The following is a 24,177-nucleotide window of genomic DNA, read 5'->3' as shown; positions in this document are numbered from 1 at the left end:
CAACACCCTGTGACCTGCGCCGGATCCGGATAGGCTGACGACCTGTCGGTGCCGTTCCCGCGTACGGAGGAGTGTCCTGTGACCGCCGGTATACCCAGACCCCGCATCGACACGAGCAAGCCGCACCCCGCCCGCGTCTACGACTGGCTGCTGGGCGGCAAGGACAACTACCCCGTCGACCAGCAGGTCGGCGAGACCCTCCCCGAGGAGGCACGCGGCAACGCGGCCCGCAACCGGGCGTTCATGCACCGCGCGGCGGCCTGGCTGGCGAAGGAAGGCGTCGACCAGTTCCTGGACATCGGCACCGGCATCCCCACCGAGCCCAACCTGCACCAGATCGTGCAGGCGATCAGGCCGGACGCCCGGATCGTCTACGCGGACAACGACCCGATCGTCCTCCGGCACGCGGAAGCGCTGCTGACCAGCACCCCGGAAGGCACCACCGACTTCCTCCACGCCGACGTACGGAAGCCCGCGACGATCCTCGAACGTGCCCGGGAGGTGCTGGACTTCGAGCGACCGATCGCCCTCTCCCTGATCGCCCTGCTGCACTTCCTGCCCGACGACGAGGACCCGTACCGCCTCCTGCGCACCCTCGTCGAAGCGCTCCCCTCCGGCAGCTACCTGCTCCTCTCGCACGGCACCGCCGACCAGCACCCGGAGCTGAAGGAGGAGACCGAGGCCGCTTACAAGAAGGGCGCGATCCCGCTGCGGATGCGTACCCGGAGCGAGGTCGAGCCCTTCTTCGCGGGACTCGAACTCGTCGCGCCCGGCCTGGTGTCCGCAACCGAGTGGTACCGGCAGGAACCGGCACCGGTGCAGGAACGCAGCGGCTTCTACGTGGGCGTCGCGCGGGTCCCCTGACCAACTCGAGCCGCACGAAGGGGCGGCCCACGCCCACCGGGCCGCCTTGACGTGAGCCGGAACCGGCCGATACTTGTGCGCAGCATGGGTCGGTCGGTGTCCGTGGTCGGCGCGAGGCGGGACGACAGATGAAGAAGAGACTGTGTGCCACGGGTGCCGTACTGGGCGTCCTCACCACGCTGGCCGCACTTCCACCGGCCGCCGAGGCGTCTTTGCACCCGGGCGGACACCCAACGCCGGCCCGGCAGATGCTCCCCCTGGGGCCCGCCGACCTCCCCGAGACGCGCACCACGACCACCCTCCAGCCGGGTGTCACCCTGACCCGCATCGTGCGCGGGAACGCCGACGACCCCGCACTCCACTGGACGGTCGAGGTGTCCATCCCCGGCGGTGACACGTCCCCGGACCCCGACGCACCGCCGACGGCCCTCAAGGACCGGGCGAGCGCCGACGAACTCGCCGCCGATCTGCGACGGGACGGCTTCCAGGCCCGGGTGGAGGAAGTGAGGACCCCGGAAACGGCCGACTACCCGGGCGGCACCCTCGGCTGGCGGGTCCGCATCGGAACGTTCGGCTCGCAGACCACCGCGACGACCGAACGCACCCGCCTGAGAGCGGCCGGCTACTCGGGCTCGGCCGTCTACACCGGCTGGGACGGGGAGTCCACGGACCGCGGCCCGTGGCACGTCGACGTACTCACCATCGACCCGCGCACGTTCCGCGGCACTCTGGACGCGTCGTACGGCCCCGACCTGGAGAACCGCGAGACGACCACCGAACTCTCGGCCTCCGCCGCCGCGACCGCCGCGGTCAACGCCGGCTTCTTCGTCCTCGACCCCAAGGCGGGCGCGCCGGGCGACCCGGCCGGAGTGGGCGTCTACGACGGACGCCTGCTGAGCGAACCGGTGGCCGGACGCCCGAGCCTCGTCATCCACGACAACGCCCGCCGCACGGAGATCACCCGCCTCACCTGGCAGGGCCGGATCACCACCCCCACCGCAACCCTCCCGCTGAACGGCATCAACCGCGTACCCGGCCTGATCAGGAACTGCGGCGGCAGCGCCGGCGACACCCCGACGTCGCTCCCACTGCACGACGTCACCTGCACCAACCCCGACGAGCTGATCACCTTCACCCCGGACTACGGCGCCCGCACCCCCGAGGGCGACGGCGTGGAAGCCGTACTGGACGCCCACGACCGGGTCGTGGAACTCCGGTCACCACGAGGCGGGACGATTCCCCCGGGCGGCAGCTCGGTCCAGGCGACGGGCGACCGCGTCGCTGACCTGACAGCCCTGGCCCACGTAGGGAACCGCCTGCGCGTCACCACGACCCTGCTGGACGCCCGAGGCCACCGGATCTCCCCTTCACCCCGCACCGACATCGTGAACGCGGGCCCCGAACTGGTCCGCGACGGCCGTATCCACATCACCCCCGCCACCGACGGCATGGTGCACCCCGACGACCCGAGCTGGTACTACGGCTGGGTCCACAAACGAAACCCGCGCACCCTGGCCGGCGTGGACGCCGCCGGCCGCACCGTCCTCGTCACCGCCGACGGGCGCAGCACGGACTCCCTCGGACTCAGCATCGGCGAGAGCGCCGAGGTCGCGAGGTCACTCGGCCTGCGCGACGCGGTCAACCTGGACGGCGGAGGCTCGACGACGATGGTGGCCGACGGCGCCGTGCTCAACAGCCCGTCGGACGCCGCAGGCGAACGCCCGGTCGGGGACGCGCTGTTGGTCCTGCCGCGCAGGCACGGACCCTGACCTGCGCGCGGGCCGCCGCCTGCCGCACGCACCACCGCACCACGACCAGCAACCCACCCAGGGAGCCGCCGTGTTCGCGAACGTGCCCACCGTCCTGAGCCCTCTGCGGGCCAGAGTCCTCCTCGTCCTCACCGTCCTGCTGGCCGTCCTGACGCCGACCGCCCCGGGGGCGCTGGCCGCGGGGCAACCGGACACCGTCCGCCGCCCCGGCGCGGAAGTCGTCGCCGTCACCCAGGTCGCGGACCGGCAGGTCGACCTGTCGGTCCGGTCAACGGCCCTGGGCGGCCGCACGGTCAAGGTCCGGCTCCTCACCCCCGACGGCTGGACCTCGAACGACCGGCACAACCGTCAGCACAGCCCGCACTGGCCCACCCTCTGGCTCCTGCACGGCTGCTGCGGCGACTACACGTCGTGGACGAGCATGACGGACGTGGCGGAGACGGACAGCCTGCGCGACGTCCTCGTCGTGATGCCCGAGGCGGGCTGGAACGGCTGGTACAGCGACTGGTGGAACTACGGCGAGGGCGGCGACCCGGCATGGGAGACGTTCCACACCAAGGAACTGCGCCACCTCCTGGAACGCGACTGGGGCGCGGGCTCCGACCGCGTGGTCGCCGACCTGTCCATGGGCGGCCAGGGCGCCCTGTTGTACGCCGCCAGGCACCCCGGAATGTTCAAGGCGACGGCGGCGTACTCCGGTTCCGCCCACCCCCTCCTGAACGACGAGTCGATCGACCGCATCATGGGCTTCTTCGCCGGCCAGGACAACGACCCGCTCCGCGTCTGGGGCGACCCGGTCGCCCAACGCCGCATCTGGCAGGCCCACGACCCCTTCCACCTCGCCGACCGCCTGAGGTCGATCCCGGTCTACCTGTCCTGCGGCGACGGCACCACCGGCCCCCTCGACCCACCGGGCACCACGAGCGCCCTGGAGGCCGACTTCAACCGCCAGAACCAGGCGCTCGCGGCCGAGCTGAAGCGCGTGGGCGCGAGGCACGTGACGACCAACTTCTACGGCCCGGGGACCCACGGCTGGGCCTACTGGGAACGGGAACTGCACGCGTCGCTGCCGATGCTGCTGGGGGCGCTGGGCACAGACGACAGCTGATCGGGGTGGTGCGAGGCATGGTGCTCCCTGTTTGTCCCTGAAGGGCAGGGCAACCCTGAGCAGGAGAGAGACTGTCTGCGGTTGAGACTCGGCAGAGGCTGCCGTGTCCTTACCACGCTGTCCTCACGCCGGATGCCACCGCTCCGTCGGCCCTCCGTGGCGCCCTCTACGCGGCGGCCTCGTTTCCCGGTCGTGCCCAGCTCGGGCCGTCGCCCCCGGCTGCCCGACCGGCGCTCAGAACACCCACCGCGTATGGCTGTAGACCCCGTCGTCCCGGCCGAACCCGTACGCGGTGACGGGGGCTACCGCGAACAGCACCGCGTCTCCGTTCCGGATACTGTCCCCGATGCCGTGGAAGGTGCCTTCGGGTGAGGTGATGTGCGCTCCGTACTTCGACTCGTACGCCGCGATCACCTCCTCCAGCACCGCCGGATCGGCAACCGGTTCGGCCTCGCCCTCGACGACCAGGTCGAACCCCTCGGTGAGTGAGTTCCGGCCCGTGAGCAGCGCGCAGTGCGCATCGTGCGCCAGGTTCCTGGCCTTCTGCTCACCCGGACCGGTGGAGAAGTACAGGACCCCGTCGTGCCACGCCGCGATCGCCGGCGTGATGTGTGGCCCGCCACCGGGCCGCATCGTGACCACCCAGAAGATCTCGGCGCCTTCCAGCCGCCGCAGGGCCTCGGCCCACTCGGTGGCGGTGACGTCCGCGGCGCCTGGGCGGGGATTGAGTGCGGAGCTGTAGCGGGCGTCGAGTTCGGTCGTGGGCTGCGTTGCGGCAGGTCGTTGCGTTCGTTGCGTGGACATGGCAGATCTCCTTGCTCTCCTGTCCGTAACGACTGCCGAACGGCCCGGAAATCATCGCTACGCCCGATGGGTGTACGTCTGTCATCGGGACCGGTGTGCAGCTCGGACCTCGTGCCGCGCGGAGAACACCCTCAACCTCTGCGAGGCAAGCTCCTGGGCCTCGCAGCGAGGAACGGTTCGAGAAGGGCGAGCAGGCTTTCGGGACGATGCAGCGGGATGATGTGTTGTGTCCGCAGTCCTCGATCACGTGGCCGCCCAGGTGATCGGTGACCGGCCGCAGCTGCCGTTCGAGGGCTTTGCCCACCGGATGGGCGCCGATGGCCATAGTGGGCACGGTCAACCGGCCTCTGGCGACAGCCTCCTGGCTCTGCTCGCCGCTCGAGGGCAGTGCCCGGTAGTACGAGAAGGCACAGCGCAAGGCCTCGGCCCCGGTGTACGCGTGGACGAAGGCGTCCCGGACCGCGGGCTCCACACCTTCGCCGAGTGAGCCCGAGCCGAGGAACCAGTCGATGTACTGGCTCTCGTGCCCGGTCAGCACCGTCCCCGCGAGACCGGGCACCCCATGGAAGCCGAACCACCAGGGCGCGCCCTGCGCGAGAAAACGATTGCGGACGCAGGGCAGGGCGCGGCACCGTTCGAGGCATCGTCCACGTCTGAGCCCTCAGCTGTGCACCCTGAACCGAGGAGGCACCCTCGTGACTGTCGTTCCGGAACCGCGTCTGGCCCTCATCGGAGGGGGCTTCTCCGATGACGAAGACGGCCTGCTGGACGACTGGGTGCTCGGCCAGGTGCGGGTCCCTCGGCCCAAGGTGTGCTTCGTTCCGACGGCGAGCGGCGACGCCCCCGCCTACGTGGAGCGATTCTTCGCCGCCTTTCAGGCCCGTTCCTGCGAGCCCAGCGTCCTGCCTCTGTTCCACCGGGAACTCGATGACGAGGCTCTACGCACATTCGTGCTCAGCCAGGATGTCGTCTACGTAGGCGGAGGCAGTACCGCGAACCTGCTGGCCGTCTGGCGCGCGCACGGAGTGGACCGGCTCCTGCACGAGGCCTTCGACCGCGGGACCCTGCTGTGCGGCATCAGCGCGGGCGCCAACTGCTGGGCCGAGGGCTCGCACACCGACTCCTTCGGGCCGCTGACTCACCTCGCCGATGGGCTGGGTCTGCTGTCCGGCTCGGTCTGTCCGCACTACGACAGTGAGCCGGGAGCTCGATCGTCCTACCGTGCGGCCGTGGCGAACCGCGCGCTTCCGCCCGGTTGGGCCCTGGAGGACGGCGTCGGTGCCCTCTTCACCGACGGCCGGCTGACGGACTCCGTGACACGCTTGCCTCAGGCCCGGCTGTATCGGGTGGAGCCGGACGGGGGCGGCGGGGTCACGGAGCAAGCCGTGCCCTGTCGTTTGCTCGTCCCACCACACCAGGTCACTCCACCCGCAAGAGCGAGGTGACCGGCAGATCCGGATATTTCGTTAGCGCGGTCAACAAAGAGTTCGTTGAAGCGCTGGTAGGCGGTGTGTACGGTTACGCACTATGGCAGACACTCCCGCGACCCCGGACGGCCCCATGGTCACCGGTTCCGAGATCGCCCGGCTGGCCGGCGTCACTCGCGCCGCCGTCTCGAACTGGAGACGACGGTACGACGACTTCCCCGCACCTGCCGGTGGAAGTGTGAACAGCCCTCTCTTCGCCTTGGCCGACGTGCAGGCCTGGTTGACCAAACAGAGGAAAGGCCAGGAGGTCTCCGAGGAGGTACAGCTCTGGCAGGCGCTGCGGGCGACGTACGGCGAGGACATGGTCCGAGGACTCGCGACGGTTGCGGAGGTGCTCGTGGGGGCGAAGGTGCCGAGGTCGTCCGAGTTGCCGGCAGAGGCCGTCCGACTGGCACGTGCCCTCGCACAGGGCGGGTCTGCGGGTGAGGTGGTGGAAGCTCTGGCGGAGCGCTTCACGGATTCCGTACGCCGAGCCGGGTCGGACCAGGTCACGTCCCCTCGCATCGTTCGCGCGCTGCGTCACTTCGCGGGCGAGGTGCCCTCCGACTCCACCGTCTTCGACCCGGCCGCCGGCATCGGCACTCTGCTCCTCGCGGTCGGCCCTCACCGCGGGCCACGACGCAGGGGTCAGGAGAGTGATCCCTCCAGTGCCCGGCTGGCGCAACTACGCGCGGAACTGGCAGGACGCACCGACGTGGAAGTCGCTGCTGGAGACTCTCTGCGAGACGACAAGTGGCCGAGCCTCAAGGCCGACCTCGTCGTCTGCGATCCTCCAGTGGGAGACGCCGACTGGGGGAGGGAGGAACTGCTCCTGGACTCCCGCTGGGAGCTCGGGACCCCCTCGCGCGCCGAAGGAGAGCTCGCCTGGCTTCAGCACGCGTACGCGCACACCGCCCCCGGCGGCCGGGTCGTCATGGTGATGCCGGCTTCCGTCGCCTACCGCAAGGCAGGCCGGCGTATCCGCGCCGAACTGGTGCGTCGAGGTGTCCTCACCCAGGTCACAGCACTGCCGCCCGGTAGTGCCGCCTCGCACTCCCTCCCCGTTCATCTGTGGCACTTGCGCCGCTCGGCAACCATGGGCGATGCCGCGACGAGCGTCCGCATGGTCGATCTGACGGCGAACGATCCGGACGGAAGCCTGGATCCGGCATATGAGCAGGCGGCCGACGTTCCGCTCATCGACCTTCTCGACGATACGGTCGACCTCACACCAGGTCGCTACGTGAAGGAGTCGCACCGCGACTACGCGTCCGAGTACAGGGCCATCCGGCAGGAACTGAGCGAACAGGTGGACCTGCTGGCCGGCCTGCTGCCGGAGCTGATCGCGGGCCAGGGGGCCGGCACGTTGGAGAGTTCGTCTGTGAGTGTGGCCGACCTCGCGCGCGCCGGGCTGGTCGAGTACGGGGACCTGGAGCCCGTCTCGACGAGCGACCAGCTCGACACGGACTTCCTCCAGGGTTTCCTGCGCAGCGCGTCCAACACCCGCCGGTCCACGAGTGCCAGCGGCACCTTCCGACTGGACGGCAAGGGGGCCCGCGTCCCGCAGATGGACATCGCCGAGCAGCGCCGTTATGGATCAGCGTTCCGCAGGCTTCAGGAGTTCGAGGAACGGGCGCGTCGGATTGCCGAGCTGAGCCGGCAGGCGGCCGAACTGGCCCGCGACGGCATCGGCAACGGCGCGCTGCGACCGGGCAAGTGACCCCTGTGTCACGAAGCCTCCGGCACGAACGGGCTGCCCGCGCCGCTCCATGAAACGGCCAGTGCCTCGCGCGCCCGGGTGCAGGCGACGAACAAAAGGCAGCGTTCCCGCAACAGGTCGGAGTCGTGCTGCAAGGGGTCCACCGAGGCCGGTGTCACCTCGCGCGCGAACGGCACCGCACCCGCCGTCACCCCGAGGACGGCGACACAACGGAATTCCAGCCCCTTCATGGCATGCATCGTGGCGAGACGCACGCCGTTCACACCGGGCCCCGGATTGTCCCTGACCCGGGCAACCGGCACCCCGGCCGCGGTCAACTTGTCGTACGCCTTGTCCAGCAACACGTTGAACCGGGCGCACACACCGATCTCGGACGGAGCAATGCCCTGGTCGATCCAGCCCTGGACACGCTCGACCAGCGCCGTGACCTCCGTCTGTTCCGAACCGTGCCCCGCCACCTGCGGCCTGCGCCCGTGCAGCAACGACCGGTACCCGGCGAGAGTGTCGCTGCCCTCGCCCCCCAGGTCGTCAACGGACACCGGGCTGAGGATGCCTGTCGACCAGGCGAGGATCTCCTCCGTGCTGCGGTAGTTGATGCGCAGCCGGTGAGTGCGTCCCGCCACGGCGATGCCGAGCGAACCGAGCGAGACCTTCGAGTCGTAGATCCGCTGATGCGGATCACCGGTGAGGAACAGATCGTCACTGCCCGGCGCCACCGCGCCGCGCAGGACACGCCACTGTGCGGGGTGCAGGTCCTGCGCCTCGTCGACCACCACGTGGTCGTGCGTCGGCGAGGCAGCGGCCAGGAGCTCGGCGGCCCGGGCACACACCTTCAGATGCGTCGTGGCCTTCTGGTCGCGCAGCATCGACTCGAACAGCTCGACCGCGGGCCACAGTTGTTCCCTCCTGGCGGGTGACAGCGCGCTGCCGCGACCACGCCGTGAGGCGGAGCGGTACGTCGCCAGGGTTCGCAGGTCCTGGGCGAGGACCACATGCCGGTACTCCTGCGCCAGGAACTGCTCCGTCCACGGAAGTCCGAGCTTCTTGACGACCCGCTGCCACACCTGACGCTCCTCCCGGTCGCCGAGGGGGGTGGGCACCTTGCCGTCGCCACGAGCCACGACGCCGTGCGCGTAGGCGTTGACCGTGGTCACCTCGACCCGGCCCAGCAGCGAATCGTCACCGTCCAGAAGGAGGCCGAGATTCTCGCGCAGCGAGGCCGCAAGCGCGTTGGTGTACGTGGTGAGGAGTATCCGGGTGTCGGGCGCCCGGGTCAGGAGGTGCTTGACCCGGTGCAATGCGGCCACTGTCTTCCCCGTCCCCGGCCCGCCGGTCACCTGCACCGGACCGCCGTACGACACCCGGTACGCGACCCGGCGCTGTGATGGGTGCAGGAACACCCGCCAAGCGGCGAACGGCTTCTCGAGGATGTCGGACAGCTCCTCCGGCCCACTGACGAGCGTGATCCGACTGGCAGTGTTGGCGATGGCGGCGGCGAGAGTCTCGTCGGGGTCGGGGCCGGCGTCCACGGGACGGCGTACAGCGACGACGTCCCGGTATACCTCCTCGGGCGGGAACCCCTCGGCGAGGTACTGCAGCACCTCGAACTGGTCCTCCGGCAGCAAGGTACCGAACGCCTCAAGCTGCGGCTTGTCAATGACGGTGCGCACCGCCCGTAGCACCTGGTCGTCGACGCCCAGTTCACGCAGCACGGTGTCCGAGTACGCGGCGAAGAGCAGCGAAGGGGCGGCGGCGGCCGCTTTCTCGAGCTGCGGGGTCAGCTGCTCGATCGCTCGTACGTTGCGGACCTCGAGGGCGCGCGTCGCGGAGTTCGTCGTGTACAGCCGCTTGGCGGCCCAGGTGTAGGCGTCGTCGTGCCGGACCACGTTGACCAGGAGGAACACATCGCTGCCGTCGTCCGGGGCGAGCACGACGCCCCGCCAGAAGTCGTTGATGCGGATGGTCCGCATGCGACGGTCGGCGGCCTTCTCGACCGATTCGAGATGCAGCCCCTTGTCCTGCTGCAGCTCAGGCACGGTGAGTTGCTGGAACTTCTGCATCGCCTTGCGCACGCCGTTCCTGACCGGCTTCTCGAGAGCGTCGTAGCTCTCCCAGAAGCTGTTGGCAAACGCAAGCTGTGGCACGATGCGCACTCCCCACCCCGGACTGTCACTGCGTGGTCGATCATACGGGGGCGGTACACGCATCGCGCCGATGCGACCGCTTCAGCCGGCCCCCATCCGCCGCGCGACCTGAGCGATGTCGGCCAGCAGGCCCTCAGGTTCCTGGTCCAGGTCGAGAGCGTGCTGATGGATCAGGATGCCCGCGTGCCGTACCCGGTGGGACAGGTGCGGCGCATTGCCCTTCGCGTAGATCAAGTGCCCTTCGCCTAGGCCGAGAGCCGTGCAGTACGCCAGCATCTGGTACAGATCGGCGTCCGGGTAGCCGCCCCGCTTCTCGGCCTTGTACTTGGCGTCCGCGACCGCGCACGGAACGCCGTCGGCCCCGTACAGCACGAAGTCCGGACGCATACGGATCGCGGAGGCGTCGTCGAGGTGGTGGGTGTCCTGCAGCCGGGCCTCCCAACCCCCACCACGTACGGTCTCGCGCAGCGCAACGGTGACGAAGTCCTCGAAGAGCTGGTTCATGTCGAACAGAAACCCGTCGATGCGCAGCCCGCCGGGCGCGTGCTCGACCGAGGCCCCGCGAAGGCAAACCCCCGCGAGGCGCAGAGCGCGGTGGTACCGGGCATTGAGGCGGGTCGGCTGCCATCGGGGAAGCTCCTGGCCCCGTACGACCGGCGTCACGTCGGCGAGCCGAGCCCGCTGATGCAGCAGTCTGCGACGTACCTCGGGCGGGACGCCGGGCAGGCGCAGCAGGCGTTCGACGGCTGTGCGCAGCAGACGGTTCTCCGCGACGTCGGTGGTGAACTCGTCGTAGGCCACCTCCACCGGCAGTATCGCGCCGAACCGTCGCCGGATCTGCTCGGCCTCCCTGATCCGGCCGCGGACGACCAGGGAACTCTCCTCAGCGGCCCGGTAACCCTGCAGCAGCCCCTGGCGCAGCACCCGGTCCACCTGCCGCTCCACCGCATGGGCGAGGGCGGGCAGCAGACCGTCGTGCTCTGTCACGCCCACCTCCCCGTCGCGCCAGCCGCCCGTGGGTTCGAGGCTGTAGCCAAGAAGGAAGAAGAGCCGGGCGATGGGCACCTTCGGCACGACGCGCACGACGAACGGCTCCCGCACACCGGGCACGGAGATGTTCACCGCCCCGACCTTGCTGCCGGCCCGCAGCGACCAGCGACCGGGCGTGTACGGGTCGGGCGCCGCGTCGACGATGTCTCCGGCGGCCAGTGCCCGACCCACACCGTCTGGCAGGTCCAGGCCGGTGACGGCCGCGTACTCGGTGAGGTCCACACTGGACAGGACGTCTGCCGACGTCGCCTCCGGGGAAGTACCGTCTCCGGCGGGCGTGGACGTCATCCCAGCGACGTTCGCAGCGCGGCCAGCCCGTACCGCGCCTCGACGTCCACACCCTCGCCGTAGTGGTGTTCCTCCAACAGAGGCAGGATCTTCGTCCGCCAGGTCCGCTCGAGGCCGCCCTCCCGAAAGACACCCTTCTTCATCAGGTAGGAGGGACCGACACGGAAGTCCACATCATCGATACGGGAGTTGAGCGCGTCGAGCAGATCGGCAGGTTCGGGCTCTCTGCCTTCCCGCTCCAGCCAGCGACGCAACAGCCCACTCGTCGGCTCGGTGCGCGGCGACAGCTCCACGAACGCGAATCGCCGCCGCATGGCCGCGTCGACGAGGGCGATCGACCGGTCGGCAGTGTTCATGGTGCCGATGACGAACAGGTTGGGCGGCAGCGCGAAGTCGTCACCGGAGTACGTGAGACGCACCGATTTGTTCCGGTACTCCAGCAGGAAGTACAGCTCGCCGAAGACCTTCGCGAGGTTGGCACGGTTGATCTCGTCGATGACCAGGAAGTGCGGGATGTGCCGGTTGCCCTCCCGGGCGGCGAGGTCGGCGAGTTCGCGCAGCGGGCCCGCGGTGAGCCGGAAGTCGACCTTCCGTGTCTCCACATCCTCCTGGGGCCGGAACCCCTCGAAGAAGTCCTCGTAGGCGTACGAAGGATGGAACTGCACCAGCTTGACCTGCTCTGGCCCGCCACCCAGGAACTCGGCCAGCCTCAGCGCGAGGTAGGTCTTACCGGTGCCCGGAGGGCCGTAGAACACCAGCTGCCGCTCATCGGCGAGCAGCTCACGCACCTCGTGCAGCCATGCCGTGTCGTGCACGAGCAGTTCGGCGGTCAGTTCGTCCGTGGGCTCGGGCAACTCCAGGTCGCGCCGGGCGACGATCGCCGGTACCTCCATGGTGGGGTCACGATCCGTCGCCTCGGCCTCCTCGGCCAGCTCCTGGTCACTCCGCCCCAGTCCGTCGATGAGGGGAAGCACAGCGGTGAGGTCGACGACGTCGTGCTGCACGGACAGCTTCTGCTGCAACGCCTCCGGCAGCTGGTCGTACGGCACGCCGTCGCGTCGCCAGGTGGCTCTGCGACGCAAGTCGGAGAGACCGCCCTCGGAGTCGACCCGCTCCAGCCCGCCGTCGACGAGACCGACATGGAGCAGTCCCCCAGAGATGGTGCAAACGGTGTCTCCGGGGCGCATCTGTGTGAGGAAGTAGTGCAGTTCGTCGACCATCGCCTGCTTCTGGCTGTAGGAGGCGGTGGCGTCATAACCCTCCTGGACATATCTGCGCAGCGCGCTCTTGGTGGGATCGCTCTCATCGATCAACGGCAAGTGCGTCGCCGGAAGGGTGACGAGACCGTCGGCCAGCCACAGGCGTTTCACCAGGTCCCGTCCCGCCACATTGGACCCACGGACCAGCCAGGCCTTGCGGGGCGGGCGCCAGGAGTGCCCGAGGTAGTCGACGAGCGGGAAGTCTTCCTCCGTACGCCACTCGGACAGTGCGTCCGAGCCGCGCCCGGCCACGATCGAGGCCGCCGCCGAGGGCGAGTTGCACTCGATGTCCCGGACGGTCTCCAGGTAGCCGGGCCAGCGCTCCGACTCCCGGATGGCACCCTCCTCGATCAGCGCCTCCCGTTGCGCCGTCGCGTAGGGTCCGGTACCCGGCAAGGTCTCCCGCCGTACCGGCGACCCGGCCAGCACCCGGAACTTCGGGCTGCCGTTCATCCCCTTCGCCGGCAGCACGCGCCCGCGCGCGTAGGGTCCGCCGTTCGGCAGCCGCAGCCGGAACTCCGGGTACCGCGCCTGATCGCCGCTTGTCGTCATCATTCCCCCAACAGGAAGTCCCAGTGAAAGACTATGCGGGACCGGGGCTTGCAACCTGATGGGCGTCCGGTCTCGCGCGTCGTCCAGCACCGTCAGGTCAACAGGAGGCCGGGGGCCTGCATGAACAGTCTCCGTACCGCCCCACTCTGGCGATCGTCGAGACAGCCGGGGACAAGCTCAAGGGCCTGTCCCGGTGCGACGTACGGTCGTTGGGCGACGATTCGCCCCTCTACACAGCCAAGCGGGCTCATGTGTCCTCGCGGGCGAGGGCTACGAGGAGGCCTGTGACTTCCATCAGCCGGGCGTGGATCTCGGCCGGGGCGGGCGGCAGCTCATAACCGCGGTAGTGGCAGGCTGCGCTCAGCGAGGTCCAAGTGGTGCGGCACCGGCGGGCGGTGTCGTGGCCGGCGTACCACTCCAGGCAGAGCATGCGGTGCTTGCCGATCCGCGTCATCGACGGGGTGATCCGCAACCAGTACGCGTCCAGGGCCAGATCGAGCGCCATGCGCAGCAGCACCGCTGCGGCACGGGCACGCAGGCCCGGGGCCAGCGTGTGGACGGTTCCGGGCGCGGGCAGCAAGAGCTTGCGGGCGGCGGTCACGAGGGTTTCGGGGGCGGCGCTCATCGAGTGTCTCCGATCTGCCGGGCGCCGGCACCACTCCGGATCGCCGTCGCCAGCGCCGTGGTGCGACGCACGAGGTCCTTGCGGTCGTCGACACGGGGCAGCGGCGAGTGTGACCCGGCATTGAAGGCTTCCACCAACGCCCAGCCACCCACGCAGACCCCCTCGACCGCCTCACGAGCGTGCTGCCGCTCGTCGCCGAGCAGGGCCAGGGCCACGTACGACTTCGTACGGTCCAGGGAAGCGACGCACTCCTCGATCGCCCGCAGGCTCAACCCCCGCTCGTCACGGAGCGTGCGCCGCGCGGCCTCCAGGCAGGCGGCCTCCACCGCCACCCGGCACATGGTGGGCAGGACATGTTCCGCCACCTCCTGGGGGATGCCCCGGTCGTGCGAGATGGCGCGCGCCTCCGCCAGCGCTTGCTCGACCGGATCGGTCAGTGGCTCCACGCCCACTACCGAGTCTGTCTGCCGGGTGACGCGCAGAACGGTCGCCTTGATGCCCAGGTGGACGATGGCCTGCTGGAGCCGGGTGTCGTGGGTGAAGACGTCGACCTGGCGGTTCCTGGCGTACGCGTCCAGTACTCGTGCCAGTCCCTCGACCTTCTCGGGGTCCATCGACTGCACCGGGTCGTCGATCACGAGAAAGCCGAAGGGGCTGGCTTCGTGGGTGGCGCGGGGAAGGAACAGCGAGAGTGCCAGAGAGTGCAGCTCGCCCTGGCTCATCACGCTGTAGGCGGGGGCTTCCATGTCGTCCACGGAGACGCCGAGCTCGACCTTGCCGCGCCCGGGAGTACCCGCGAGCGTCACGGATCCGAGCACGACGCTGCTGTGCTCGCACAGCTTCTGCCACACCTCCTGAGACCGCTGCGCGAAGGGACGCAGCCGCTCGTCGCGCAGCTCGTCGATGATGGGGCGCAACCAGGTCCGCGCCTTGCGGGCATGCCTGCGCCGGTCGCGCGCGGTCTCGGCTGCCTCCGCCGCACCGAGCCACTCGGAGAGCCGTACGGCCGCCGGCCGCCAGACGCCGTCGTGCTCCGCGAGCCGCAGCGCGGCCTCCTCCCGCACCTGTCGGCAGGCATCGTCCAGTACGGCCGCGGCACGCTCGACACGGTCCGCCAACTCCCTGGGGTGCGTGACGTCCCGGCACTGGGCCCACTCATGCCATACCGACGCCAGTGGCGACGTTTCACCGCGCAGCCACACCGGGACCGGCTGTACGAGGTCGTGTACGGCCCGCACCGCGACGGCGGCGGCCTTGCGGGCGGCCTCGGCCGCCACGGCGTCCGTGCGCAGCCGCTCCACCTCCGCCCGCGCCTGCTCAGCCCAGGCGCGGTCTAGCCGCTCCTCCGCGCCGCAGACCGGGCAGTCGGTCTTCTCCGAGCGACGCCGGTGCTCCAAGGCCGACTCCAGCAGGCCGGCGAGGCGGCGGGCCTCCTCGGCGTTGCCGTGGCGGGCCTCCTCGGCGGCCGCGGCCGCGTCCCGGAGGCGGGTCACCGTGCCGTGGACCTCGCGCAGGTCCGGTCCGGCGAGGCTCGCGTACTGCCGCAGCCGGGCCAACTCGCCCTCCGCGGCCGGGGTACGGCTTTCCAGCAGGGCGCGTACCCTGCCGAGGTCGGGCTTGGTTCCCGTCAGCGCCTGCGTCGCTTCACGCGCCCTGGGGTCGTCGAGCGAGGCCAGCTCCTCGAGGAGCCCACCGGTGAGCGAGTCCGCGCGCCTGATGACCTTCTCGCACTCGCTCGCGGCGGCCATGACCCGGCCGTCGAACTCGGCGAGCAGCTCAAGGCCGAGGAGCTTGAAGAAGGCGTCGTGCAGGTTGCCGAGCGTGCCATTGATCATCGAACCGAGCTCGCTGTACGGCAGGAAGGGCCGGGCGAGGTCCAGCGCATCGGCGTCCAGGACTTCCCCCAGCTTCCGCTCGGAGCCGTCCACGCCCCGGACCTCGGTACGCGCGTCCTCGACCTTGGTGCCGTGCCAGGTCCGCCGCACGGTGACGATCTCGGACTCCTCGCCGACGGCCAACTCCACGCCGACCTCCGGAGTTACATCCGGACTGTGCAAGTTGCGCCAGCCCTTCTGCCAGTCACCAGCCCGGCGCCCCTCCCATCGGGAGTTGTGACCCGTGATCGCGGTCTCCGCGGCTTCGGCGAAGCTCGACTTCCCGGAGCCGTTGGGGCCGGCGACGACGACCAGTCCAGGGCTCGGCGGCAGTTCGAGCGTCGTCCGCGGACCGATACCTCGCCAGCCGGCTGCGGTGATGGACCGCAGTTGGACGGGCCCGGCCCGTCCGCCGGTGTCCTTGGACCGGTCCTCGGGGAGCAGCTCGCAGAGCAGTGCCCGCACTTCCGGGGCGAGACCGGAGTGGCTCAGACGATCGAGGAGGAGGGCCCGCAGGGAGGCGGGGGACTGGTCGGGCATGGGCGATTTCCCTTGTTCGGTGCGAGAGGAGAGCAGAGGCGTGATCGATGTGCTGTTCGCACCCTAAGCATGTCGATACCCTGTTAGCGACGTCAACGCGTTTCTGCGAATCAGTTATTCGACTTTGTGTACTCGGGTGTGCGCGTGTTCGAGCGGTGGGAGGTGGCGTGGGTGTCCGCAGGTCAGTGCGCTGCTGCTGCGTGAGCACGACAGCTCACCCCTGAGGCTTTGCCGCTGGGCGGGTAAGACGCCTTAGAACGCCCACCACCGGATCGTCAGTGGAGGCGAGCCTCAAGTCGCGGCGGTGCAGGTGGCCGTGCCACGCGAGGTGCGGTGAGTTCCGCGACGGCCCGTTCCGCTCGGTTGATGACGCTGAGCGGCACCGACCCTGGCACTACCGTGACGGACGCGCGAGGGTTAGTCCCAAGGTGCCCGCCCCGTGCCCGAGAGCGCCGGCTGTGTCCCGGCGTGTGGTGCGCACGTCGATGACAGCAGTGCCTTGTTCAGGCCTCCGGGTAACGGGAGACAAGGCCGTGCACGTCACCCAGCCAGCGCCGGATGCCAGTGCCTGCGGGAGGCGACACCTCCATGCCCAGGATTGAGACGGCCTGCTTCAGTTCCTTGTCGGTGCCGGCCAGTGTCAGCAGGCCTGAGATGTCCCTGACGAGTTGCTCCCGGTCATCCTCGGAGGCCCCTGCCAGGTAGTCGTCGACGGCTTCGCCGTAGGAGGCGTACTCGTCGAAGAAGTCCTGATGGAAATAGCTGCCGAGGAACTGGTTCAGTTCGGGGAAGCGTTCCCGGACCTCCCACCTGCCGGTGGGCAGGGACTGCGCCGCCGGTACGGGATTCTCGAGTCGGCGGACCAGATGTGCGCGGATGACGCGGAGACAGTCCTCGACACTTCTGCCCGCCGGCGGCTCGATCTTCGGGAACAACTCGACGTCGTCCTCGATCTCGGACGACTGAAGACCGGCAAGGAGGAGGTCGTCGAGTTGCTGTACGGCCGTAGCCGCCCGGCGGGGGTCCCGGGAGACGATTCTGAGGTACGCGGACAGCGCTGGGCCGGGCGCTTCGGGGGTGTCGGTGAAGGCGTAGTCGTGTGCTGCGTACGCCGCAAGCAGGTCCTGGACCTCGTAGAACCGGTACCCGGGCTCGGGGGACGATGACATGTGACTGCTCCGTGAGGTGTTCGGTCAGGGAGTGGGGAACGAGGTCAGGATTCGGTAGCCGGAGGGGGCACCGGGGTCCCGCTTCAGAATGACACGGACCGAACGCACCTCTCGCGGCGATATGCCGTGTTTGGCGTCGTACCGGGTCAGGCGCAGCCCCGTAGTTTCGGCGAAGGTCTCGTCAAGGGTGAGCTTGCTCTTCTTCCCCTGCAGCCAGTTGCCGATGCGCTTCTGATTGCGCAGCAGCGTTCCGTCCGCGAAGCGTTGGGCATCGGCCTCGCGGAGGAAGCGTGAGTCCGCGTCGAGCTGCGGCTCGTTGCGCAGTCGGCTGCGCATGTCCCGCGTGGTCTTTTCCACATGGCGCTCAATCGTGTGCGAACCGTTCTTGCCCTCGTCTCCTTTGACGTCGGCGCGGTGCCTGGGCTTGACCGGCCCCTTCCGTTTGCTGCGAGGCCAGGCATGCTGCGACAAGCCGTCCTGAGTGCCGCTTCCCGCCGGGCCACCGCCGGCGCCCGCGACCATGAGGACGATGCCCGCAGTCCCGAGAAGCGCGGCCGGGAACACCGTTCCGGTCGCGGCGGAGCCGACCGAACCGACTCCGGCCAGGACAACTCCGCCCGGTGGGAAGAGCGCGAGGAGAGACAGCAGAACGAGCGCGAAGCCGAGACTGACCAGGAAGCAGTCGAGCGTGTCGAGCAGGTGGGAGGTGGAAATGGCCTTGCCGTCCGGGCCGGCGTCGCCGAAGCCGCGGCTGAGCAGGAACGTGCCGGTGATGCCTGCCCCGAGTGCTACACCGAGACGGAAGCGATGGACGGTCAACGGCTCTGCGAGCAACTGGTGGGAGACGACTCGCCAAGTGCGGAGCAGGACGGCCAACTGCCAGACAATCCACAGAAGGGAGGCGACACAGAAACCCATGAGTATCCGCGGTCCCGCGCCGGTGCTGAAGAACTCCTGCACGCCGGTCGTGGTGGTGAAGGACCCGACACCGAGGAACAGCAGCGCCGGCAGACTGAGAACCCAGGGAATGAGCACCAGCCATATCCGATGGGGACAGCGCGCACGGGCGGCCTTCAGGCGAGCCCGGAGAACGTCGCGCTGCCAAGCCCCTTGGCGGTCGGAGGCGTCCATTCGGCCGGTGATCCCGGCGACGGCGGCCCGCAGCCCTTCCGTGTCGTGTCCCGTCGTCGAGACGGCCGTCGCGAAAAGCAGGGAGCGGCGCAGCCGCACGAAGCGCAGGGCGATGAGCAGGCTCCACGGGACGTACCAAGTGGCATAACGCAGAAGAGCCCCCACGCTGTCACCCTCGGCACGCTCAGCGGCCAGCAGTACGTCAGGCATGGTCCGCTTGCCGCGATGTAACTGGCGGACGTCGACGGCCATGGCGACGGCCAAGCACGCGAGCGGCGCAGCCCACGCGTTCGCGTCCAACACCTCCAGCCATGACTCGGCCCACTCACCGGGCTCCTGCACGGTGTAGTTGTGCAGCGTGTGGTACACCGAGGCAGCGAGAAGCGGTACCGGTGCCAGGAGGCGCACCCAGCCCCGGGTCCGCCACAGCACGCCGACGCCCAATCCGGCCACGGACGTCCACACGAGGTGTGTGAACGTGTCCGTGGTCGGCACGGCTCCCGTCGACAACTGTCCGAACGGTGCGGGCAGCCAGGCGGTGAGCACTTGGTCAGGGCTCGGCACGTAGGGTGCGAAGAGCGAGTCAGGGATGACCCACGCGCCGTCCCGCACGATGGCTCGATCCCCGTCCAGGCCGAACCTGAGCACCGCCTCCAGTAGTCCGAAACCACCGCCCAGGGCTGCGCCCACTACTACGTAGTCGGTCAGCCCCCACTGCCGCCGCACCTTGATGCTCAGTCCGGCCAGCAGCAGCGGAGTTACCTTGACCAGTTCCTCCAGCCACGGCGCGACCGTGTAGCTGGTGATGTCCTCCACCTTCACCAGCGAGAGCCCGGACTGGTTGGCGTAGAGGCGCGTGTACGCGAACTCGATCAGGCCCGTCGCGACACCGCACCCGTACACGCCCACAGCGAAGGCGATCAGCACGGTTGACAGCCGCAGCGAACGTGTCGGCCAGGAGACGACGAACAACTGCAGCACGCCCCACACGGCTGCGGCAGCCATCACCACAACCATGCCCCGCCCCCGCCCCCGCCTCTTCTCGACGACATGCTCTGTGTTCGTGAAGGCGAAGGACAAGGTATGCGGTAACAGCACACTGGGCAACGCAGATTGACTTGTTGGCTTGATCGCGAAGTTGCGAAAGTCAAGCGACCCGTGCTTCCGCAACAAGGCACCTGAGTGCGTAGTGAGAGTCGGTGCAGTGCTGAATTCGGCGGACGGACATCAGTGGGAGTGATCAGCCGCTCGGTACTCGCACTCGGCCCAAACCGTCTTGCCGCCGGGCGGATACGGCTCGCTGCCCCAGCGGTCGGCGAGGGCGGTGACGATGAGCAGGCCTCGGCCCGACTCGCTGTCCGGCGGCGGCGGCGTGAGGAAGTCCGTCACGGGAGAGGGCGGCCGGTCCCCGCGGGCGTCGGTGACCGCGACGCGCAGGACACCGGCTGCCGAGTCGTGGGTGAGGGTGAGACGGAAGTCGCGGTCCTGGACCCGGCCGTGCAGCGCCGCGTTGGCGGCCAGCTCCGCGACGATCTGCTCCGCCCGGTCGATGACGTCGGATGACACCTGCCAGGTCCGCAACTGCTCATAGGTGAGCAGACGGGCGAGACGGGCACCGCGCCTGGTGGACGAGAACTGCAGCGTGGACGTCCGCATGGCGGCGGGGCGCTGGGGGGTGCTTGTGCTCATGGGACCACGGTGGCGGGCGCGGAGGGCGTCCGCCAGGGGTGACCCGCGTACGCACCGTTGTCGTACGGTCGCCCTTTGCGCCTTGTACGCGGGTATGGCACCCCTGGGAGTGCGAACTGGCGACTGCAGGGCGTGACACGCACGGCGCGACCGCTGGCGCTCGGCTTTCCGCCTGGATCGGTGACGTCCTGTGGTCACAAGGAGACGCGCATGCCGATGGGCGGGCAGTCCGAAAGGCTCCGCCCCAGGGTGACCGAGACTTGACGGAGTGTGAGACCGGCTGCTCTTCTGGCACCGTTGTCGACATAGAGGGGCGCTGGTGAGCAGGTCGGATCTGAGGGCTCTGTTCCGTTCGAACGATCGCGAGGTCAAGGCGGTCGACTATTTCGCGGACAGGCGCGACGAGTGGGAATCGGTGGCGCAGAGTCTCTCCCGTCTCGTCCATGTGGTCCGCGCCGAAGGCTTCGACGTGCAAGACCTCGAGGCGCCCCGCACCAATGTGCTCACGTTCTACGGCGTTGGCGGCATCGGCAAGTCGACGTTGTCCCGATGGTTGGCCAGACACCTGTCGGGAGGGCTCCCGGTTGAGGGGCACTGGCCTCCGCTGGACGACGGAATCGGCCCCGTCGTTCCGGTGCGCGTAGACCTGTCGCGTGACTCTGGCGTCGACTTCGAGTCACTGGTCCTGGCGATCAGGCTCGCCGCGGCGGAGATCGGGCGGCCGATGCCGACGTTCGATCTGGCTCTGCAACGCTACTGGGAGCACAACCACGCAGGGGAACCGCTCGACGAGTACGTCCGTCGTCGTACCCGGCTGAGCTCCCTTCCCGGAGCGCGGAACCTGTCCGGTCAGATGCAGTCGGCCTTGGCGGACGTCGCGCAGGCGGTGGCTCTCCCCGGCACGATGGGCCAAGTGGTCGGCCAGGGATTACGGACCGTTGTCCACGCCTTGAGGGAAAGGCACCACCGGATCAGGGCGCTGGCGGAATGCGACCGTTTCGCCGACCTCCTCGAAGCCGCACCCGACCAGGATGCGCTCAGCTTCTACCCGCACCTGCTGGCCTGGGACCTGGCGGGCCTCCCCACCAAGCACCGGGCCACCCTTGTGGTGCTGCTGGACACCTTCGAGGACGTGGGCGATCGGGTGCACCGTGATCTGGAGCGCCTTGTCCAGCGAGTGGTGTGGCTGATGCCCAACGTCCTGTTCGTCGTCACCGGCCGCAATCGTCTCCAGTGGGACGACCCGCGACTCGAGGGACAGCTCGACTGGGCAGGACCAGAGTGCTGGCCCCAGCTCGTAGGTGGCGCGACGCGCGAGCCACGGCAGCACACCGTCGGCTATCTGTCCGCCAGCGACTGTGAGACGTACTTGTCGCAGCGTCTGACGCGTGACGGCCGCCCGATGATGGACGATGCGACCCGGCATCTGATTACGGCGAACTCGCATGGCTTGCCGCTGTACCTCGACCTCGCCGCGATGCGGTTCCTTGATCTGTACCGTCGGTCGGGCAACGCTCCCTCTGTGCACGACTTCAACCTCGACTTTCCCGCCCTCGTCGCCCGGACCTTCCGTGATCTGCCCCCGGAGGCACGACGTGTCGTTCGGTCCATCAGCCTTTTGGAGTCCTTCTCCGTCCCGCTGGCCTCGGCCGCCGCAGGTTTCGACCACGACGCTCCGGCGCAGAACCTGGTGGACCGGCCGTTCATCGAGCAGGACCCCGGCGCTCCCTGGCCCTACCGCCTGCACGCCCTGGTCCGGGATGCGGTGCGGGAAGCGGACTCGACCAGCGACGACCGGTGGACGAGCGCCGACTGGCTGCGTGCCGCACAGCGCGCCTTCGACGCCCTCGGTCGTGAAGACAAGTCCCACCGAGCACGCCTGATTTCTGCCCTCCGTCAAGGCCTGGCACTGTCCCACCAGTTCGCCCTTCCACTCGGCTGGCTGGAGGACGCCGCCTTCCAGTACGTCGACGACTTCGTCTGGGAACCCATCGAACCGCCCGCAGGACCGCTGAACGGAGCTACCCCCACTCCTGCCCAAGCGCTCGCCACGACTCTCTCCGCCGTTGCCCAACGGCAGCGCCGGCACCGCGGCAGCACAGCACAACAACTGCGCGACGTCTTGCAGGCCGGCGTTCTGCCGCCGAGCCTGGAGGAACTGCCGCGATACTTCCTGGCAGAGTGCGACCGGGACCTGGGCAACTTCCAGGAGTCCCTGACCGGCATGCAGCGTGTTGCCGACCTGGACGGCCGCCTGGCCGCGACAGCTCGCCGGGGGCTGGTCCACCTCGGACGCCGCCTGGGTGAGTTTCCCCAGGCCCGGGAAGCGGCCCTGCAGCTCGGAGCAGAGGGACGTCAGGACCGTGTCCTCGGCGATCTGTGGTGGCCGCAGGGATCCATCGCCCTGGCTTGTTCCTCGTACGCGACCAGTCGCGACCAGGCTCTGGCAGCCGGACAGATCGGTGAAGCCGCCCTGTCACAGGCCTGCCTCGCCTTCGCTGCGGCCTTCCAGGACCGCCCCCGTGCGGCCGAGCAGATCGCCCGGGCCGAGGAACTCCTCGCAGGGGTGTCGATTCAGTGGGCCGATACGCAAACCCGCATCGCGGGGCTGGTGAGGGACGCGGGTATCACGCCGGACCTGCCGGAGCGCGCTGATGCCGTGGCCAGGGAAGCGGTCGCGGCCGGACTCACGTCGTCAGTCGCCTACGTCCGCTTCGCCGAGTGTCTGCACGCCCTGGTCGTCGGCGCGCCGGATGCGCTGACCTCGGCACGGCAGCGCCTGATGGAGGACTGCGTCAACGGAGCCGAGTTCGCGTACCTCGCCGAACTGACCTACCTCATGGCAGACGAGGAACCACCCGACGGCCTGCCGCGGGCCGCATGGCTGGACACCGCCACTCATGTAGGGGCACGCTGGGCCGGCCTCGTCGAGGACCGCCGACGCGAGTCGGCAACAGCACGTCAAGGAGCTTGAACCAGGTGGCTCACTACACCACGGCCGACCAGATCGACCTCGCAGCCGTTGCCAGCCGGTACGGGCTGACGGGTGTGTCCATTGCCCCGCTTTCCGGCGGCGCCGCGAACTCCAGCTTCAGGCTCGGCTCCCAGCAGGGGGAGTACGTCCTCACCTCGCTCGACAACCACGACGAGCAATCCGCGACCGCTCTCGCCGCCCACACCCGGGCCCTCCATGATCTCGGGGTGCCGACCAGCGAGGTCGTCCCGACCACGGACGGCGCACTGATCGCTTCGACCGGTGGCCGCCTCCTCGTCCTGAAGAAGTGGATCGCCGGCGGCGTACAGCAACCGCTGCCGCTCGCTCTCCTCACTGATGCAGGCGACCTGCTGGTCCGTCTGCACGCACTTGCCCCGAACGCCGAAAGTCTGGTCGACGTCCCCGTCGGTGCTCGACGCCTGTCCCCGGAGCACCTCGCCGCGATTCCGGGCTTCGCCGACCAGGAGTTCGCTCAATGGCTGACCTCGCGACTGGGCCGCATTCGCGACGCTGAGGCCGACACACACCGCTCGCCGTGCCTGATCCACGGGGACCTTTTCGACGACAACCTCATCGTCCGGGACGACGGCGGACTCTCGGTCCTGGACTGGGAGACGATTTCTGTCGACGACCCCCTGCTCGACCTGGGAATGGCAGCCGTCGGCCTTGCCCAGGACGAGGCCGGCCTTCTCGCCACCGATCGTCTCCACGCTCTTCTCGACGGGTACGAGAAGAGCCGCCCTCTCACCTCCGCGGACCGCGCGCTCCTGCCGTTCGAGATCGAGCACGCGGCACTCATCATCGCGTTCCACCGCTACTACCGCCACAATGTCCGGTTCCCGAACCCCGACAGGGCGACGTACCACCGGGCGATGGTTCGGTTCACTGAGTCGGTCGCCCGCCGGGTGTGAGCCCCTCGGCGGTCGCTGAACCCCGAGGGCGCAGCCTTGTCGCCGGGCACGGTTGGCGAGCCGCTGCTGGTCGGTGATGGGACAGTTCGTCCTGTGCGGGCCGCAGTGCGGACGGCATGTCGCTCGAGACGAACTGTCCCATCATCTCGCCGGGCTCAACGCTCACCCCGGCTGCCTCGGTATCCCGGGCGGGCGTCGGAGCGCTGCTCTGCGGGACCT

Annotated in this window: 16 protein-coding genes and 1 pseudogene; 7 read left to right on the top strand and 10 right to left on the bottom strand. The window is 69.2% G+C overall.

Annotated features, from left to right (window positions below):
• Window positions 1-78 precede the first annotated feature (78 nt).
• The 3 genes from ABS735_RS24055 (at window position 79) to ABS735_RS24045 (ending at window position 3,741) form a co-directional block, all read left to right on the top strand.
• Window positions 79-864 (top strand): SAM-dependent methyltransferase, encoded by a 786-nt coding sequence (locus tag ABS735_RS24055; RefSeq protein ID WP_373900493.1) that lies wholly within the window; start codon window positions 79-81, stop codon window positions 862-864.
• Window positions 865-992: 128 nt separating this feature from the next.
• Window positions 993-2,633, top strand: a complete 1,641-nt coding sequence (locus ABS735_RS24050; RefSeq protein WP_373900494.1) for a phosphodiester glycosidase family protein — start codon at window positions 993-995, stop codon at window positions 2,631-2,633.
• A 70-nt stretch (window positions 2,634-2,703) separates the two neighbouring features.
• The gene (locus tag ABS735_RS24045; protein ID WP_373900495.1) at window positions 2,704-3,741 is read left to right on the top strand and encodes an alpha/beta hydrolase; all 1,038 of its coding nucleotides are present in this window, start codon (window positions 2,704-2,706) and stop codon (window positions 3,739-3,741) included.
• Window positions 3,742-3,975: 234 nt separating this feature from the next.
• Here the strand turns inward: ABS735_RS24045 and ABS735_RS24040 are convergent, their stop codons facing one another.
• A complete protein-coding gene (locus tag ABS735_RS24040) occupies window positions 3,976-4,545 on the bottom strand; it encodes a pyridoxamine 5'-phosphate oxidase family protein (protein ID WP_373900496.1) in 570 nt (189 codons plus the stop codon).
• Between the two features lie 131 nt (window positions 4,546-4,676).
• A pseudogene (locus ABS735_RS24035) lies at window positions 4,677-5,146 on the bottom strand (alpha/beta hydrolase); the annotation flags it as partial.
• A gap of 94 nt (window positions 5,147-5,240) precedes the next feature.
• Between ABS735_RS24035 and ABS735_RS24030 the strand changes: the two are divergent.
• Both ABS735_RS24030 and ABS735_RS24025 read left to right on the top strand, forming a co-directional pair.
• The gene (locus ABS735_RS24030; RefSeq protein ID WP_373900498.1) at window positions 5,241-5,990 is read left to right on the top strand and encodes a Type 1 glutamine amidotransferase-like domain-containing protein; all 750 of its coding nucleotides are present in this window, start codon (window positions 5,241-5,243) and stop codon (window positions 5,988-5,990) included.
• Between the two features lie 82 nt (window positions 5,991-6,072).
• Window positions 6,073-7,731 (top strand): HsdM family class I SAM-dependent methyltransferase, encoded by a 1,659-nt coding sequence (locus ABS735_RS24025; RefSeq protein WP_373900500.1) that lies wholly within the window; start codon window positions 6,073-6,075, stop codon window positions 7,729-7,731.
• Window positions 7,732-7,739: 8 nt separating this feature from the next.
• Here ABS735_RS24025 and ABS735_RS24020 read toward each other — a convergent pair whose 3' ends face one another.
• The 8 genes from ABS735_RS24020 to ABS735_RS23985 all read right to left on the bottom strand — a co-directional run bounded on the left by ABS735_RS24020 (window position 7,740) and on the right by ABS735_RS23985 (window position 20,052).
• Window positions 7,740-9,875 (bottom strand): UvrD-helicase domain-containing protein, encoded by a 2,136-nt coding sequence (locus ABS735_RS24020; RefSeq protein WP_373900501.1) that lies wholly within the window; start codon window positions 9,873-9,875, stop codon window positions 7,740-7,742.
• Window positions 9,876-9,956: 81 nt separating this feature from the next.
• Window positions 9,957-11,213, bottom strand: coding sequence for an McrC family protein (locus ABS735_RS24015; protein WP_373900502.1), 1,257 nt, complete (start codon window positions 11,211-11,213; stop codon window positions 9,957-9,959).
• Window positions 11,210-13,027 carry a DUF4357 domain-containing protein gene (locus ABS735_RS24010; protein ID WP_373900503.1) on the bottom strand — a complete coding sequence of 606 codons (1,818 nt, stop codon included), beginning with the start codon at window positions 13,025-13,027 and terminating at the stop codon, window positions 11,210-11,212. Before ABS735_RS24010 ends, ABS735_RS24015 begins: the two co-directional genes overlap by 4 nt.
• A 244-nt stretch (window positions 13,028-13,271) precedes the next feature.
• A complete protein-coding gene (locus ABS735_RS24005) occupies window positions 13,272-13,649 on the bottom strand; it encodes a hypothetical protein (protein WP_373900504.1) in 378 nt (125 codons plus the stop codon).
• Window positions 13,646-16,063 carry an AAA family ATPase gene (locus tag ABS735_RS24000; RefSeq protein WP_373900505.1) on the bottom strand — a complete coding sequence of 806 codons (2,418 nt, stop codon included), beginning with the start codon at window positions 16,061-16,063 and terminating at the stop codon, window positions 13,646-13,648. The genes ABS735_RS24005 and ABS735_RS24000 overlap by 4 nt, the downstream gene beginning before the upstream one ends.
• A gap of 503 nt (window positions 16,064-16,566) precedes the next feature.
• Entirely contained in the window at window positions 16,567-17,232 is a 666-nt protein-coding gene (locus ABS735_RS23995; protein ID WP_373900506.1) for a contact-dependent growth inhibition system immunity protein, read from the bottom strand.
• Between the two features lie 24 nt (window positions 17,233-17,256).
• A complete protein-coding gene (locus ABS735_RS23990; protein ID WP_373900507.1) occupies window positions 17,257-19,368 on the bottom strand; it encodes an RNase A-like domain-containing protein in 2,112 nt (703 codons plus the stop codon).
• 222 nt (window positions 19,369-19,590) lie between these two features.
• Entirely contained in the window at window positions 19,591-20,052 is a 462-nt protein-coding gene (locus ABS735_RS23985; protein ID WP_373900508.1) for an ATP-binding protein, read from the bottom strand.
• A 319-nt stretch (window positions 20,053-20,371) separates the two neighbouring features.
• On the opposite strand from ABS735_RS23985, the gene ABS735_RS23980 reads away from it, so the two are divergent.
• Together ABS735_RS23980 and ABS735_RS23975 are read left to right on the top strand one after the other, a co-directional pair.
• On the top strand, window positions 20,372-23,026 hold the full coding sequence (locus tag ABS735_RS23980) for an ATP/GTP-binding protein (RefSeq protein ID WP_373900509.1): 2,655 nt from the start codon (window positions 20,372-20,374) through the stop codon (window positions 23,024-23,026).
• Between the two features lie 5 nt (window positions 23,027-23,031).
• A complete protein-coding gene (locus ABS735_RS23975; protein ID WP_373900510.1) occupies window positions 23,032-23,958 on the top strand; it encodes a phosphotransferase in 927 nt (308 codons plus the stop codon).
• The last annotated feature ends 219 nt before the right edge of the window (window positions 23,959-24,177 follow it).

Origin of the sequence: Streptomyces sp. MMCC 100 (assembly GCF_041538145.2) — a bacterium.
Lineage (GTDB): Bacteria > Actinomycetota > Actinomycetes > Streptomycetales > Streptomycetaceae > Streptomyces.
This window is presented reverse-complemented; position numbering and strand designations above follow the sequence as displayed.